Origin of the sequence: Protofrankia sp. Cas3 (assembly GCF_963555955.1) — a bacterium.
Lineage (GTDB): Bacteria > Actinomycetota > Actinomycetes > Frankiales > Frankiaceae > Protofrankia.
This window is the reverse complement of record NZ_CAUVXP010000007.1, coordinates 59,289-73,063: the sequence shown is the minus strand read 5'-3', so window position 1 is coordinate 73,063 and position 13,775 is coordinate 59,289. Positions and strand designations below refer to the sequence as shown.

Annotated in this window: 14 protein-coding genes and 2 pseudogenes; 6 read left to right on the top strand and 10 right to left on the bottom strand. The window is 68.1% G+C overall.

Annotated features, from left to right (window positions below):
- Positions 1–83: 83 nt before the first annotated feature.
- Both U9983_RS02890 and U9983_RS02885 read left to right on the top strand, forming a co-directional pair.
- The gene (locus U9983_RS02890) at positions 84–341 is read left to right on the top strand and encodes a hypothetical protein (protein WP_322749494.1); all 258 of its coding nucleotides are present in this window, start codon (positions 84–86) and stop codon (positions 339–341) included.
- Entirely contained in the window at positions 338–775 is a 438-nt protein-coding gene (locus U9983_RS02885; RefSeq protein ID WP_322752523.1) for a hypothetical protein, read from the top strand. The genes U9983_RS02890 and U9983_RS02885 overlap by 4 nt, the downstream gene beginning before the upstream one ends.
- 80 nt (positions 776–855) lie before the next feature.
- Here U9983_RS02885 and U9983_RS02880 read toward each other — a convergent pair.
- The 5 genes and pseudogenes from U9983_RS02880 to U9983_RS02860 form a co-directional block, all read right to left on the bottom strand.
- A pseudogene (locus U9983_RS02880) lies at positions 856–1,089 on the bottom strand (alpha/beta hydrolase); the annotation flags it as partial.
- A 262-nt stretch (positions 1,090–1,351) separates the two neighbouring features.
- Positions 1,352–2,164 carry a class I SAM-dependent methyltransferase gene (locus U9983_RS02875; RefSeq protein ID WP_416211255.1) on the bottom strand — a complete coding sequence of 271 codons (813 nt, stop codon included), beginning with the start codon at positions 2,162–2,164 and terminating at the stop codon, positions 1,352–1,354.
- Between the two features lie 180 nt (positions 2,165–2,344).
- The gene (locus U9983_RS02870; RefSeq protein ID WP_322752520.1) at positions 2,345–3,298 is read right to left on the bottom strand and encodes a peptidase; all 954 of its coding nucleotides are present in this window, start codon (positions 3,296–3,298) and stop codon (positions 2,345–2,347) included.
- Between the two features lie 37 nt (positions 3,299–3,335).
- Positions 3,336–3,782, bottom strand: coding sequence for a hypothetical protein (locus U9983_RS02865; protein ID WP_322752519.1), 447 nt, complete (start codon positions 3,780–3,782; stop codon positions 3,336–3,338).
- Between the two features lie 392 nt (positions 3,783–4,174).
- Positions 4,175–4,567, bottom strand: coding sequence for a helix-turn-helix transcriptional regulator (locus U9983_RS02860; RefSeq protein ID WP_322752518.1), 393 nt, complete (start codon positions 4,565–4,567; stop codon positions 4,175–4,177).
- A 162-nt stretch (positions 4,568–4,729) separates the two neighbouring features.
- On the opposite strand from U9983_RS02860, the gene U9983_RS02855 reads away from it, so the two are divergent.
- On the top strand, positions 4,730–5,722 hold the full coding sequence (locus U9983_RS02855; RefSeq protein ID WP_416211259.1) for a zinc-dependent alcohol dehydrogenase family protein: 993 nt from the start codon (positions 4,730–4,732) through the stop codon (positions 5,720–5,722).
- Here U9983_RS02855 and U9983_RS02850 read toward each other — a convergent pair.
- From U9983_RS02850 to U9983_RS02840, 3 genes and pseudogenes are all read right to left on the bottom strand, one after another.
- Complete coding sequence (locus U9983_RS02850; RefSeq protein ID WP_322752516.1) at positions 5,712–5,897, bottom strand: hypothetical protein; 186 nt, start codon at positions 5,895–5,897, stop codon at positions 5,712–5,714. The genes U9983_RS02855 and U9983_RS02850 overlap by 11 nt on opposite strands.
- A gap of 176 nt (positions 5,898–6,073) precedes the next feature.
- Positions 6,074–6,265, bottom strand: a complete 192-nt coding sequence (locus U9983_RS02845) for a hypothetical protein (protein WP_322752515.1) — start codon at positions 6,263–6,265, stop codon at positions 6,074–6,076.
- Between the two features lie 98 nt (positions 6,266–6,363).
- Positions 6,364–6,612 (bottom strand): annotated as a pseudogene (locus U9983_RS02840) (cysteine hydrolase); the annotation flags it as partial.
- 209 nt (positions 6,613–6,821) lie between these two features.
- On the opposite strand from U9983_RS02840, the gene U9983_RS02835 reads away from it, so the two are divergent.
- Positions 6,822–7,421 carry a helix-turn-helix domain-containing protein gene (locus tag U9983_RS02835; RefSeq protein ID WP_322752514.1) on the top strand — a complete coding sequence of 200 codons (600 nt, stop codon included), beginning with the start codon at positions 6,822–6,824 and terminating at the stop codon, positions 7,419–7,421.
- A 639-nt stretch (positions 7,422–8,060) separates the two neighbouring features.
- On the top strand, positions 8,061–9,131 hold the full coding sequence (locus U9983_RS02830) for a PP2C family protein-serine/threonine phosphatase (RefSeq protein WP_322752513.1): 1,071 nt from the start codon (positions 8,061–8,063) through the stop codon (positions 9,129–9,131).
- A gap of 17 nt (positions 9,132–9,148) precedes the next feature.
- On the opposite strand, the gene U9983_RS02825 is transcribed toward U9983_RS02830, so the two are convergent.
- Entirely contained in the window at positions 9,149–9,826 is a 678-nt protein-coding gene (locus U9983_RS02825; protein WP_322752512.1) for an MBL fold metallo-hydrolase, read from the bottom strand.
- A 212-nt stretch (positions 9,827–10,038) separates the two neighbouring features.
- On the opposite strand from U9983_RS02825, the gene uvrA reads away from it, so the two are divergent.
- Positions 10,039–12,942: an excinuclease ABC subunit UvrA gene (uvrA, locus tag U9983_RS02820; RefSeq protein ID WP_322752511.1), complete on the top strand. Its 2,904-nt coding sequence runs from the start codon at positions 10,039–10,041 to the stop codon at positions 12,940–12,942.
- Here uvrA and U9983_RS02815 read toward each other — a convergent pair.
- Positions 12,939–13,352, bottom strand: coding sequence for an SsgA family sporulation/cell division regulator (locus U9983_RS02815; RefSeq protein WP_322749480.1), 414 nt, complete (start codon positions 13,350–13,352; stop codon positions 12,939–12,941). The two genes, uvrA and U9983_RS02815, sit on opposite strands and share 4 nt — an antisense overlap.
- Between the last annotated feature and the right edge of the window lie 423 nt (positions 13,353–13,775).

Sequence of the window (13,775 nt, the reverse complement as noted above, 5' to 3'; positions counted from 1 at the left end):
GCATCTCCGCTGGCAGGTGAGATCTTCCGGGGTACGTCTGCGTACCCGTATCCTGCGGGGGAGTGGACTGAGAGGAGGCCGTGGTGGCGGATGCGAATGTGCGGATTCCGGCGGAGGCGCGGGATCGGCTGGCTCAGGTGGCGGCGGCGGAGGGGTTGTCGTTGCGGGCGTACCTGGCGCGGTTGGCGAGCACGCTGCTGACGCCGGCGGAGCGGGCGGAGCGCGCGGAGCGGGCACGGGCGGTGTTGCGGGAGTGGAGTGGTTACGACCCGACGGAGGAGGAGGCCGCGCAGGCTCGCGCGGAGTTGGATCGTCGGCTGGCGCGGGCGTTGGGGCGGTGAGCGGGGCGCTGCACGTGGTGCTGGATGACACGGCGATGGTCTCGGCTGGCTACGGCAACAGGCTGGCCTCCGAGCTGATTCACCTTGCCCATACCGAGCCGGGGCACTTTCTGTACGCCCCGGCGTGTGCGCTGGTGGAGGCGGATCGGGCCCGGCCGGGTACGGCTGAGCACATCGCCGCGTTGCCTGCGGTGACCATCGTGGAGCTGGACCTGGCGGCCGCGCTCGCGGTGGCCCGCGATACCAGCTGGGCGCCGGCGCACGTCCGCCATGCGGCCGAGCCCACTGCGGAGCGTCCCGAGGGTGCGGTGATCGCGACGGCGGCACCGGATCGGTGGGCGGGCCAGCCGGTCCGCCTCCTGGACCTCAGCCCGCGAGGAACAACGGACCAGCCAGTCACGGGAGGCGGACATCGGTGGAGCGCCGAGGCGTGACCTCTACGGACAGTCACGGTCCACGGCTGAGACCTTGCGAATACATGACAGTCGAATACGCGACTCTGCCAGTCTCAAGCCCCGTGTCCGGGCGCGTCGATGGCCGCTACCGCGAAGCCACAGGCTGTCACGTAGCGGTGGGCGCGGGCCAGCAGGCCGGGGGCTTTCTTGTGCTGGCCGCCGCCATGGCCCAGCAGCGCCAGCGGGCGGCTACCGACGGCCTCGGCGGGTGACCAGAGCACGCCGGGGATGTCGTCGAGGGTGAACAGACGTTCCGAGACACCGTTGGACGTCGTTGTCGAGGTGAAGCGCATAGGTTTCGTTGCCTTTCGGGATGCCTGCGGGCGGAATACCTGCGGGCGCTCCCACGGCCACCTATGTCAGCTGAACCACACAGCCGTGCGGGAGGCGAGCACCCAGCCTGATACAGCGGTAATGGGTCTCACCTCCTCGGTTCGGTCGCGTGCACGGTGATGTTACCAGGCACCAGCAACCGGACCCCGAGCGCCGACGCCCACATCACAGCCGCCGTAGCCGCGGCACGTGCGACGTAGCCGTCTCGACGCGGATGTCAGGTCATGAGCGCCTGCAGAGGATCTCGCCGTGGAGGACGGCGAACCAGCCGTCGGGGGATGCCGCCCAGGTACGCCAGGCGCTCGACATCCGGGCGAGGTCGTCGTCGAGGGCGAGGCCCGATGTCAGCAGCTGGTCGGCTACGGCCGAGGCCACGATGCGTTCGGCCCACATCCCACCCCACCAGGCCCGGTCCGCCGGGGTCGCGAAGCACCAGGTGCTGGCCGTCGCCGTCACGTCGGTGAACCCGGCGGCGCGGGCCCAGGACAGCAGGTGGCGGCCGGCGTCGGGCTCGCCCCCGTTGGCGCGGGTTGCCTGCTGGAACAGGGCGAGCCACTCGTCCAACTCCGGGAGCCGCGGGTACCAGGCGAACGCCGCGCAGTCGCCGTCGCGGGCGGCGACTATCCCGCCGGGCCGGCAGACCCGGCGCATCTCCCGCAGGGCGCCCACCGGGTCGGCCACATGCTGGAGGACCTGATGGGCATGCACGACGTCGACGCTGTCGTTCGGCAGGTCGAGCGCGGTGACGTCCCCGACGATGAAGTCGATGGTGTCCTGGCCGCGGGCGGCGGCTTCGGCCCGCGCGAGGTCCAGGACCTCCTCGCTGACCTCAAGCGCCGTCACCCGTCCCGGAGCGACGCGGGCCGCGAGGTCCGCGGTGATCGTGCCGGGCCCGGCGCCGACGTCGAGCACTGTCATGCCCGGCACCAGCCAGGGGAGTAGGTAGGCCGCCGAGTTCTCGGCGGTGCGCCACCGGTGTGCGCTCAGCACCGACACGTGATGTCCATGCGTGTAGACGTTCGCGGCACCCACCACAGAGACCTCCCACCATACGTCCCATATTATGAGACGGTCATCCCGAATGTTGAGTCGTGTGTGATGGTACGCCTCCCAAGCCGGCGAGAGAAGGCGCCAGCGGCCCACTCGGCGCCGTCCAGCAACCTGCTGCCGCACCGGGTGCCGCGGCCGTATCAGGCTCGCCGCCGGCGTTGTCGTTCACCCTCGGAAGCGGCGGACGATGAGTCCAAGCCCGGTGAGCGTGACCAGGCCCACCACGAGCGACATCCCAATCGCGGTTCGGCTGATGCCAGCGCGGGACAACGCGCTCGCCTTGGCGGGCCTACCCGTGTCCGCGAACGCGATGGTGCCGGTCGCCCGTTGTTTCACCGTGCCGCTCGTCAGGTCGGCTTCGAGGTGCCACGGCCCGCCGGCGAGTGTGCCGGGGAGCTGCGCGGTGACCGTGCCCGCTTCGCCCGGTGCCAGCGTCGTCGTACTGACCGCGTACGGTCCGGCGCGTGCGCCGTCAGGGCCATCGGAAAGGTTCACCGTGCCGCTGATGTCCAGGGCACGACCGCCGGTGTTGTTCACCCCGAGGGTCACGGTGGGCTTGCCATGTTCGTCGCGTGTCGGGACCGCGGTGTCCACCGTGAACTGCGAATGTGGCTCGGCGTCCGGTCCGACATGCAGGTAGATGCGGACGCCAACCCGGTTGACGACGTCGATCTGACCGCCATCGCCTTTGGTGGACAACGAAGCCCACACCATTGCATACCTTTCTCCCGTCGAAGCGCCGGTCGGCACCCGGATGGTCACCTCGACCGGCTCCTTGTCGCCGGGATCCATGTCCACGACGGCGCGATCGAGGGTGATCCAGGAGGTCAACTCGTCGGCGGCGTGCCCCTCCCCAATCCGGAACCTCCCCTGCCCGACCGCCGCGGCACCCACGTAGACCTCGATCGGCGTGCGATCCCGGAGGTCACTGACGAGCAGTACCCGTCGTTTGATGACAGCGCCGGGCGGTAGGTGGTCCACGATCTCGGTCAGCGCGCGGGGGTCCGAGCGGCGGCTGGTCGGCACGTCCAGCAGCGAAATCCCGAAGGTGCCCTTGGCCGGAGCCGGGTCCGGCGTGCTGGCCCGGGCAGGTACACCCAGGCCAGCAAGGAACATCATCGTGACAGCCGCCGATCCAGCCAACCAGCGGGAGGGACTAGAACACCGAATGTGTCACCGTCCCGGTATAGGTGCCCGGGACCGTTCCGGCCGGCACTGTGAACTGGAGCTGCGGGTTCCAGGTCGCGGTGTCGCCGGTGGAAGCGGTGGTGGCGTTGACGACCGGCTGAGGCACGCCGGTGAAGGTAATCGGAGCTGTGGGGGTGCAGGTCGTGGTACCCGTTACCGAGCAGAATGGCACGACGTAGGTGATGCTCGAAGCGGGGATTGTGGCCCCGGCCACGGGATTGGCGAAGTCCGTGGATGACACCTGCGCTGTCCAGCTCCCCGAGCTGGGGGCCTCGCTGCGCCCATCGGTGACCTTGACGGACCCGAACGAGGGAGCGGCACCGACGCCCGGCTGGACGAATCCCAGGTTCACCGGGTCCGGCGCCGTGATGTCCAACGCTCCGCTGAACACGGTGAAAGATGTCGTTGAGTTCACCGATGGGGCGGCCATTGCAGCGGAGGCGGTTACCCCTAGCACTAGCGTGGCTACAGCAGCCACGAGCACGGTTCTCGCAGTACGCACGGATGTTGCTCACTTTCTCTCAATGAGTTGCTTGCACTGGACGCTCGTCCGCCCCGAGGGCCACCAGAGCGCCTGGCATCACTTTATGTGTTCTCTCTCATACGGAGAGTAGTCAGGCTAGGTCTGGCGTGTCGTCGGCCGGCGTCTTGGGCGAGCTGGTCGTGGGGTCGCTGAATTGTTTGGCTTGTTGGATTAGACGAGAGGTTGACTGAACCCGTTGATAATCAACGGTGTTGACGACTCTGCGTTGATCGAATTTGATCTTCAAAAACAACCAAACAACACACCACCGAGGCCTGTCGGCCTCATAGCCCTGTCTGCGTGTCCGGTCCCGGAGCAGCAGGGCCGGGCCCCGCTGGGCGGCTTCCGTCGCCGGCGGTCACGAGCGCGCCGAGCAAGCCTGGGAAAACCGTGTCGATCTCGGCGTGTCGCAGAGCGTTCATCCGAGAGGTGCCCACGTAGTACTGGCGGATGAGCCCGGCCTCGCGCAGCACGCGGAAGTGGTGGGTGGCCGTGGACTTCTCCACCGGAAGGTCGAATGCGCCGCAGTTGATGTCACCGGACGCGGCGTACAGCTGGCAGACGATGCTGCGGCGCACCGGGTCCACCAGAGCCTCGAGAACCTTCTGAAGAGTGATCGCCTGCACGTCGGGGTGGGGTGGAACGCGCTCCTGCCCGCTGGATCGTGCGACGGCCATCAACCAGCGCCTCCTTCTGCTGCCTTCCCTATCATACGAGCCGGATCAAAGTTTGGTGACCATCAAAGTTTGACAATCATCGAACTTATGGGCTTCACTAGGGACGGCCGCCGCGGCGCACGCGCCGGCCCCCCATCCCCGTGTTCGGAAAGGCGATCCATGATGGCCAGGACAGTGCGGTTCCACGACGTCGGCGGCCCGGAGGTACTGAGGCTGGAGGACGTTGAGGTCGGCGAGCCCGGGCCGGGCGAGCTGCGTGTCCGGGTGGACGCGATCGGCCTCAACCGGGCCGAGGTGATGTTCCGGGGTGGCTACTACATCGAGCCGGTCAAGGAGTTTCCCGCCCGGCTGGGTTATGAGGCCGCGGGTGTTGTCGAGGCCGTCGGCGCCGGCGTTGCCGGCTTCGAGATCGGTCAGGCGATCAGTGTCGTACCCGCCTTCTCACAGAACGACTACGGCGTCTACGCCGAGCGGGCCATCGTTCCTGCCTCAGCGGTGCTGCAGCGTCCGGAGGGCGTGGACGCGGTTGTGGGTGCGGCGGTGTGGATGCCCTATGTGACCGCGTACGGGGCCTTGGTGGAGATCGGCGGAATACGGGCCGGTGACACCGTCGTCCTCACCGCGGCCTCCAGCAGTGTGGGGCTTGCCGCCATCCAGGTGGCAAACCGTGTCGGCGCCGTTCCGATCGTCACGACCCGCACGAGCGCCAAGAAGGAGCGGTTGCTCAAGACAGGCGCGGCCGAGGTGATCGCCGTCGAGGAGGAGAACGTCGTGGAGCGGGTACTCTCCGCAACCGGTGGCCGTGGTGCCGAGTTCGTCTTCGATGCGGTTGCTGGCCCTGGTGTGGTCGACCTGGCCAAGGTGCTGGCGCCTGATGGCACTCTGTTCATCTACGGCTTGTTGAGTGGCGAACCCACGCCGTATCCGATGGCGATGATGCCGGCGTTGAACATGCGCACCTACACCCTGTTTGAGATCACTACTGACGAACGGCGGCTGCGCCGTGCCGAGGCGTTCGTGGCCTCTGGTCTGCGAACGGGTGCCTTCCAGCCCGTCGTGGACCGCACCTTCGATCTGGAAGAGATCGTGGCGGCCCACCGATATATGGAATCCAACGCCCAGATCGGCAAGATCGTCGTCACGGTCACGCACTGAGGCGGTCATCTCCGCGGTAGGACTTCAGCAGCAGGGCCAGCAGATACTCATCCCCGTCCGTGGCCTCGGCCGCCCACTCCAGCTCATCGCGAGTAGGCGAGAAGAACAGATGCAGCTCATGCGCGGTGATCAGCCGCTTGGACCGCGGGTACGCGGTCCGCTCGATCGAGGTCACAACCCACCCCGGCCCAGGACGACAACAACATCACCAACGACGCCGGGCCGAACGGGTGACGGCCCAGTGCCGCTCAGGGACTCAAGATCGACACATTACCTCTTTGACGCGTATCTGGGTCACCCCCAGATCGCTTGGAGAAGGATGCAGAGGAGTCGAGGGTTGAGATTGCGCGGTCACGATCGAAGATCGCCGATCTCGGTCGACTTCACCACGCGGGCAATGCGCCAGAGCCCGATCCAACTGTTCGGGAAGACGGACTCGTCGAGCAGCGCGGAATGCACCTGCGGGTCGGGGTCGTCACAGGCGTCGGCGCAGAGGGCGACCTCGTAGCCGATGTCGTACGCCCACCGGGCGGTGGACAGCACCGTCCCCGACGTCGCCACCCCGACGTCGCCACCCCGGCGATGACGACCCGGCCGACGCCGGATGCCTGCAACCGCTCGTGCAGATTGGTGGTGGCGAACGCTCCCATGGTGGTCTTGGCCAGCACGGACTCGTCCCCAACTGGCGCCAGCAACGGGTGGATCTGATCGCGCATCGCCTCGTGGACGACATGGAACACGGGCAGCCCCGCTGCTCGGGCCGACGCCATTGCGTCCGACGCCCGTTCCACGACGGCGCCGTCGTGGCTGAAGTTCTCGACGATGTATGTCGCGAAGTCCAGCGCGAGGAAAGCCGTCCGCGCCTTTGTTGCCTGGCTGGGCACGATCATCAAATCTCCTTCACCGAGGAAGTCAGGGGAATGGCCTCCGTGGCCCGAAGCAACCTCTCGCTCGCCCGGGAGTTCGCCGGGTTTCGCCGACGCCGCCACGGCTCCCTCCGCACGGGGCCACGGACTACAAACGGAGACGGCGCCCCGGTTACGCTATCATAAACGGAGACGGCGCCCCGGTTAGCCTCGACGTGAGGAGGCAGACCCACATGGAGACGGAGAACCGGCCCCTGCGCGCCGACGCCCGCCGCAACCGGGACCGACTCCTGCAGGTGGCGAGGCAGGCATTCGCCGCCGAGGGATCGTCCGTCTCGTTGGACGAGATCGCGCGCCGGGCCGGGGTGGGTCCGGGCACCCTTTACCGTCACTTCCCCACTAAAGAGGTGCTCTTCGAGGCCATTGTCCACGAGCGCCTCCGGTGCCTTCTCGACGAGGCCCGAGCTCTGGGCCGCGCCGACGACCCGGGAGCAGCCCTTTTCGCGATCATCGATCGAATCGTCGCCGACGCCACAGCGAAAGCTGACCTCGTCGACGCCCTGGCCGGCGCCGGCGTCGAGGTTCGGACAACGGTAGCCGCGACAGTCGCCGACTTTCAGCGCGAGATCGGCCACATTCTCGCCCGCGCCCAGGAGGACGGCTCGGTACGCGGCGACATCGGCATCACCGACCTCATGACCGTCGTGGGCGGCGTACTACTCGCCCTGCGCCACCCCGCCAACAAGGGCGCGGACCCACGGCGCGTCCTGGCGATCCTGCGCGACGGGCTGCGGGCCGCACCACCTGGAGACCCGGACAACAGCCCCGGTTGAACCTCCCCGCGGTCTCGGACTTCTCACGGGACACCCTTCCGCCCGGAGTTACCCCGTTCGGACGCCACGGATAGCCACGGTGGCGGCTGGAAACAGGGGGTCCGGTAGGAGCGGGAGCAGGGAACCGGTTTCTCGCTGTACCAGGAGATCAGCCGTCCAACGGTCTCGACGGCAACTTCGTAAGAGACCGCCTCAGCGGATTCCCATACCCGCCTCGAAAGCCCCGACAGAACACTTCCGTCGTCCCGACGTTCCTCAACGGCCATTGTCGCTCCAGCGGGCTTCAGGTCCGTCACCGGACGTTTCGTTCACAGCGCGGGCCCCGGTCTGCACTATCTGATGAGGGGTAACGGCCAGGACGCGATAAACACCCACGGGAACCTGCCGTGCTACACGCCGGAGGGTTACATGCGCTGTCAGGACGACCGGACGGGATAGGCCTGTCGCCCGGGACCTGACCGTCGACCCGCGGCTACCCGGCCGGCCCGGTGATTGGGCGTGCACAGTCCGGGTACGCAAGGCAGTGGTCAGTCCGAGGTGGTGACGGCGGTGCAGCTACGACCATCAGCCGCGCGGCTGGTCGAGCGACCTACGCGGCCGGACCGACGGGCCAACGAGCGTGAGCCGCAGGCGCGCACAGTGAGATGGCTGCCTCTTCTCGCCCCGCTCATGGTGCTCGTCGTGGTCGTCGGTGTGGAGTTGGCCGACCGGGAGTGGACGATCCTTGAGCTGGCGGTCCTGTGCCCGATGCTCTCCGCCACGCTGACGGGCCCTCGTCTGACCGCGGTCTATGGGGTCGCCGCGGTGGTGACCGGTGCTCTGTTGGGGATTCACGACGGCCTCTACCAACCCCGCCACGGTGGACCGTTAGCCCAACTGGTCCGCCTGGCCGGCATAACAGCGGGCGCCGTCATCGCCGTCATGGTGAGCCGTTACCACACCCGGCGCGAAACGAAGCTGCACAATGTCACGCAGGTGGCGCAGACGGCGCAGCAGACGATTCTCTCATCGGTCCCGCCCACGTTGGATGGCCTGCGGCTCGCTGTCCGCTACGAGAGCGCCACCGCGGAAGCTGCGGTCGGCGGCGACCTGTACGACATTCTCGCCAGCCCATGGGGCGTCCGCATTCTCGTCGGTGACGTCCGCGGAAAAGGCCTGGGAGCCGTCTGGATCGCCAGCCGGGTGCTTGGCTGCTTCCGGACCGTTGCTCGTCGTACGCAGGACCTCAGCGCCGTCATAGCCGACCTCGACGCAGAAGTCGCCGAGGTCGGTGGTCTCGACGACTTCGTCACCGCCATCGTCGCGCAGATCCACGACGGCCAGCTGACACTGGCCAACGCGGGACACCCCGACCCTGTCGTTCTGCACTCCGACACCGCACATCTGCTCACCGTCCCGCTCCGAGCGCCGCCTCTCGGTCTCGCCGCTGGAGCCGCTGGACGCCGCGCGGTCACGCTGCTGCCAGGCGACCGGCTACTCCTCTACACCGACGGGCTGGCGGAAGCGCGACACCCGGTCACCGGCGAGTTTTTCCCGCTCCTGGACGCCGCCCGCGCCGCACTCGGATCCGCGAACCTCGACACGGCATTGGCCGAGCTGGCACGCTATCTCCACCGCTGGGCCGGAGCGCATCTGGACGACGATGTGGCGCTCCTGCTCGTCGAGATCCCGCGGGCGGGAACCGCCGATGCCACGACTCGCCGCCGATAGCCTGGCCCGAGGCGGGCTCACCAGCCGCGGGCGCGCCAGTCGGCGAAATGGGGTCGCTCCACACCGAGGGTCGTGTCCTTGCCGTGCCCGGGGTAGATCCACGTGGCATCCGGAAGCCGTCCGAAAACATTCCGCTCGAGGTCGTCCATGAGGGAGTTGAACGCCTCGGCGTCCCCGAACGTCGAGCCGGGGCCACCGGGGAAGAGGCAATCACCGGTGAACAGATGCGGGGCCGTCGGGTCGGCGTCGTAGAGCAGCGCGATCGATCCGGGCGTGTGCCCGACCAGGTGGACCACTCGCAGCGTCGCCTCACCGACCGTCACCTGGTCGCCGTCGCCGACCAGGGTCGTCGTCGGCACCGGGATGGCACCGGCATCGGCGGGGTGCGCCACCGTCCGCGCCCCGGTGGCCGCGACCACCGCCTCCAGGGCCTGCACATGGTCACCGTGGCGGTGGCTCGTGACCACGGTCGCGAGCCCAGCCTCGCCGATGAGACCCAGCAACGTCCCGGCCTCGTTCGCGGCGTCGATCAGGAGCTGCTCGCCGGTTGCGGCACAGCGCAGCAGGTAGGCGTTGTTGTCCATCGGGCCTACCGCGACCTTGGTGATGGTCAGTCCGGGCAGCTCCCGGACATCCGCCGGCCCGCCTACCACGACCGCACCGGTGTAGTCGTCACTGTTGTTCGTGCTTCCCATCGTCCCTCACTGGGTGCGCAGGTCCCGTCAGCCTTCATTGTCGTCCTGAAACGCGGTGGGGGACGGCGGACAGGTGACATCCGGCAACGGGGGTGGGCAGAAGCCCTCCCGAAGCTGTCGGACCCCGTCCGTAACATGGCAGGCGCTGCGGACATCCCGGTCCCGACCGCGGCACGCCCCCTCACCCCGAGCAGACCGCGAAGGATCCCACGATGGCCGACCGTCTCGTCGTTCGCGGCGCGCGAGAGCACAACCTGTGCAATGTCGACCTCGACCTGCCGCGGGACGCCCTGATCGTCTTCACCGGCCTGTCTGGCTCGGGGAAGTCCAGCCTCGCCTTCGACACGATCTTCGCGGAGGGACAGCGGCGGTACGTCGAGTCGCTGTCGGCCTACGCCCGCCAGTTCCTCGGCCAGATGGACAAGCCCGACGTCGACTTCATCGAGGGCCTGTCACCGGCGGTCTCCATCGACCAGAAATCGACCTCGCGAAACCCCCGGTCGACGGTCGGGACGATCACTGAGGTGTACGACTACCTGCGCCTGATGTTCGCGCGGGCGGGCCGGCCACACTGCCCGAAGTGCGGCCGGCCGATCTCCCGCCAGACCCCGCAGCAGATCGTCGACCGCCTGCTGGAGCTGCCCGAGGGCACCCGGTTCCAGGTGCTCGCCCCGGTCGTGCGGGGCCGCAAGGGCGAATATGTCGACCTCTTCGCGGACCTGCAGTCCAAGGGGTTCGCCCGGGCGCGCGTCGACGGTGACGTGGTCGCCCTCACCGACGTGCCCAAGCTGGAGAAACAACGCAAACACACGATCGAGGTCGTGGTCGACCGGCTGGCGGTGAAGGCGTCGGCGAAGCAGCGGCTGACCGACTCCGTCGAGACGGCACTCGGCCTCGGCAGCGGTCTGGTGCTGCTCGACTTCGTCGACCGCGACGCGGGCGATCCCGACCGTGAGCGGATGTACTCCGAGCACCTCGCCTGTCTGTATGACGACCTGTCGTTCGAGGAGCTCGAGCCGCGGTCGTTCTCCTTCAACTCCCCGTACGGCGCCTGTCCGGACTGTTCCGGCCTGGGCACGCGCAAGGAGGTCGACCCTGAACTCGTCGTCCCCGACCCGACCCTGTCGCTGAACGACGGAGCGGTCGCGCCATGGTCAGCCGGCCACAACAAGGAATACTTCACCCGGTTGCTGGAGGCCCTCGCCAAAGATCTCGGTTTCCGGATGGACATCCCCTGGGAGGGTCTGCCCGAACGCGCCCGCAAGGCCGTCCTGTACGGCCGGGGGGAGACCGAGGTCCAGGTCGCCTACACCAACCGCTACGGCCGGTCCCGAGAGTACTTCACGGCCTTCGAGGGGGTCGTGGCGTTCCTGGGCCGCCGGCACCGGGAGGCGGAGTCGGAGACCAGCCGTGAGCGCTACGAGGGCTACATGCGCGACATCGCGTGCCCGACCTGCCGCGGCGCCCGGCTCAAACCCGAGTCACTGGCGGTGACCCTGGGCGGTCGTTCGATCGCCGAGATAGCTGGTATGGCCATCGGGGAATGCGCCGAGTTCCTGCGCACGCTCGAGCTCACCGAACGGGAGCGGACGATCGCCGGCCGCGTCCTCAAGGAGATCGACGCGCGGCTCGCCTTCCTGCTCGACGTCGGGCTCGACTACCTGTCCCTGGACCGTGCCGCCGGCACGCTGGCCGGCGGGGAGGCGCAGCGGATCAGACTCGCCACCCAGATCGGATCGGGGCTGGTCGGCGTCCTCTACGTCCTCGACGAGCCCTCGATAGGGCTACACCAGCGGGACAACCGACGCCTCATCCAGACGCTCGTCCGGCTGCGTGACCTCGGTAACACCCTGATCGTCGTCGAGCACGACGAGGACACGATCCGCGCCGCCGACTGGGTCGTGGACATCGGGCCGGGGGCCGGCGAACACGGCGGCAGGGTCGTCGTGTCCGGCCCGGTGGAGGCGCTGCTCACCGACGAGTCCTCGATCACCGGGGCCTACCTGTCGCGTCGCCGCGAGATCCCGGTGCCCGACATTCGGCGGCAGCCGACCAAGGGCCGCACGCTGACCGTCCACGCCGCCCGTGAGCACAACCTGCGCGACGTGACGGTCTCCTTCCCGCTGGGCTGCTTCGTGGCCGTCACGGGCGTCTCCGGCTCGGGAAAGTCCACTCTCGTCAACGACATCCTGGCCGCGGTGCTGGCGAACAAGCTCAACGGCGCCCGGGAGGTGCCGGGCCGACACCGCACCGTGACGGGCCTGGAGCACCTCGACAAGGCGGTCAGGGTCGACCAGTCGGCGATCGGTCGCACCCCGCGGTCGAACCCCGCCACCTACACCGGCGTCTTCGACCACGTCCGACGCCTGTTCGCCGAGACCACCGAGGCGAAGGTCCGCGGCTATCTTCCCGGGCGGTTCTCCTTCAACGTCAAGGGCGGCCGGTGCGAGGCCTGCGCCGGAGACGGCACGATCAAGATCGAAATGAACTTTCTACCGGACGTGTACGTACCGTGCGAGATCTGCCACGGTGCCCGGTACAACCGGGAGACCCTGGAGGTCCATTTCAAGAACCGGAGCATCGCCGAGGTCCTCGACATGCCGATCGAGGAGGCCGCGGAGTTCTTCTCAGCCGTCCCGGCGATCGCCCGGCACCTGCGTACCCTCAACGACGTCGGGCTGGGCTACGTCCGGCTTGGCCAGCCCGCGCCGACCCTGTCCGGCGGGGAGGCGCAGCGGGTCAAACTCGCCGCCGAACTCCAGCGGCGCTCCACCGGGCGCACCGCCTACGTGCTGGACGAACCCACGACCGGGCTGCACTTCGAGGACATCCGCAAGCTGCTGGGCGTTCTCGGACGCCTCGTGGACGCCGGCAACACGGTCATCGTCATCGAGCACAACCTGGACGTCATCAAGACGGCGGACTGGGTCATCGACATGGGCCCGGAGGGCGGTACCGGTGGTGGACGGGTCGTTGCCGAAGGATCACCCGAGGTGGTCGCCGCGGTCGAGGCCAGTCACACCGGCCTGTTTCTCCGGGAGATCCTCGGGCCGAGGGTCGGCTTTGCTCCGTCCACGGTCGCCTCGTCCGTCATGTCATCGTCTGCAGTCTCCTAGGTACGGAGGAGATCAGCCAGAACGGCGTCGAGCTCTTCGGCCGAGCGTTCCGAACCCCGAGGAACCACCTGTTCTGTCGCGTCGAGGAACGCCCGCGCGGCATCCATGTCCAGCCGGACGACGGAATGTACGTCACCGGCCGTGAGGTCGAGCCGCACACAGCCGCGGTCGGGTTCCGGAGTGATCCGCACGTCGCCGCCACCCGTGGGGATGTCCAAACCGGCGCGAAGTGCGTCCCGCAGCACCACCCAGCTGCCACGCGGCAAGGCGGGATGATCCGGTCGGGAGATGAGTTCAAACGTCACAGCAAGCGGGTCGGCCCGTCGCCAGTTCACCTGCAGCACGGTCAGCCGCCCGCGGGAAGGTGCGTCATCGACGACCAACTCGGTGGTCACATCATCCACCTGCATCCGTCGTGCCTCCTTCGTCGTGCGACGCTGTGCACCGCGATATCGAGGGTGACAGCCGGTCAGGCAAGATGCCACCCGGAGCGCGTGAAGAGACTTGTTCGGGACCAGTCTGGACAAGGTCGACGCCAACCACAGGGCACCTTCCCCGGGGGTGAGGGCCCACAGCTGTCGCGGGATCAACGCCTGCCCAGCCGGTTGTTCTGGCCATCGTGGCCATCGGCCGGCGAGCACCTGACGGATCATGCTTCGCACACCGCTCATGGTCTTCGAGCATGGACCCTGACATCGCCCGCCGCGCTACGCCATGACGGGTGTCCCGCCAGCTGTGAGATATGCCCAGCCACGGTCGCCCCGCGGCTTTGCTCCACCCCAGGCCATGACCACCCCACAAGCCCAAGCGCTCAGCGTGGTGAAATGGCTACG

Coding starts and splice junctions, on each gene's coding strand:
- U9983_RS02870 (WP_322752520.1), bottom strand. CDS start 3,298: ATGATGTTCCTTGCTGGCCTGGGTGTACCTGCCCGGGCCAGCACGCCG.
- U9983_RS02860 (WP_322752518.1), bottom strand. CDS start 4,567: ATGGCCGTCGCACGATCCAGCGGGCAGGAGCGCGTTCCACCCCACCCC.
- U9983_RS02855 (WP_416211259.1), top strand. CDS start 4,730: ATGGCCAGGACAGTGCGGTTCCACGACGTCGGCGGCCCGGAGGTACTG.
- U9983_RS02835 (WP_322752514.1), top strand. CDS start 6,822: ATGGAGACGGAGAACCGGCCCCTGCGCGCCGACGCCCGCCGCAACCGG.
- U9983_RS02825 (WP_322752512.1), bottom strand. CDS start 9,826: ATGGGAAGCACGAACAACAGTGACGACTACACCGGTGCGGTCGTGGTA.
- uvrA (WP_322752511.1), top strand. CDS start 10,039: ATGGCCGACCGTCTCGTCGTTCGCGGCGCGCGAGAGCACAACCTGTGC.
- U9983_RS02815 (WP_322749480.1), bottom strand. CDS start 13,352: ATGCAGGTGGATGATGTGACCACCGAGTTGGTCGTCGATGACGCACCT.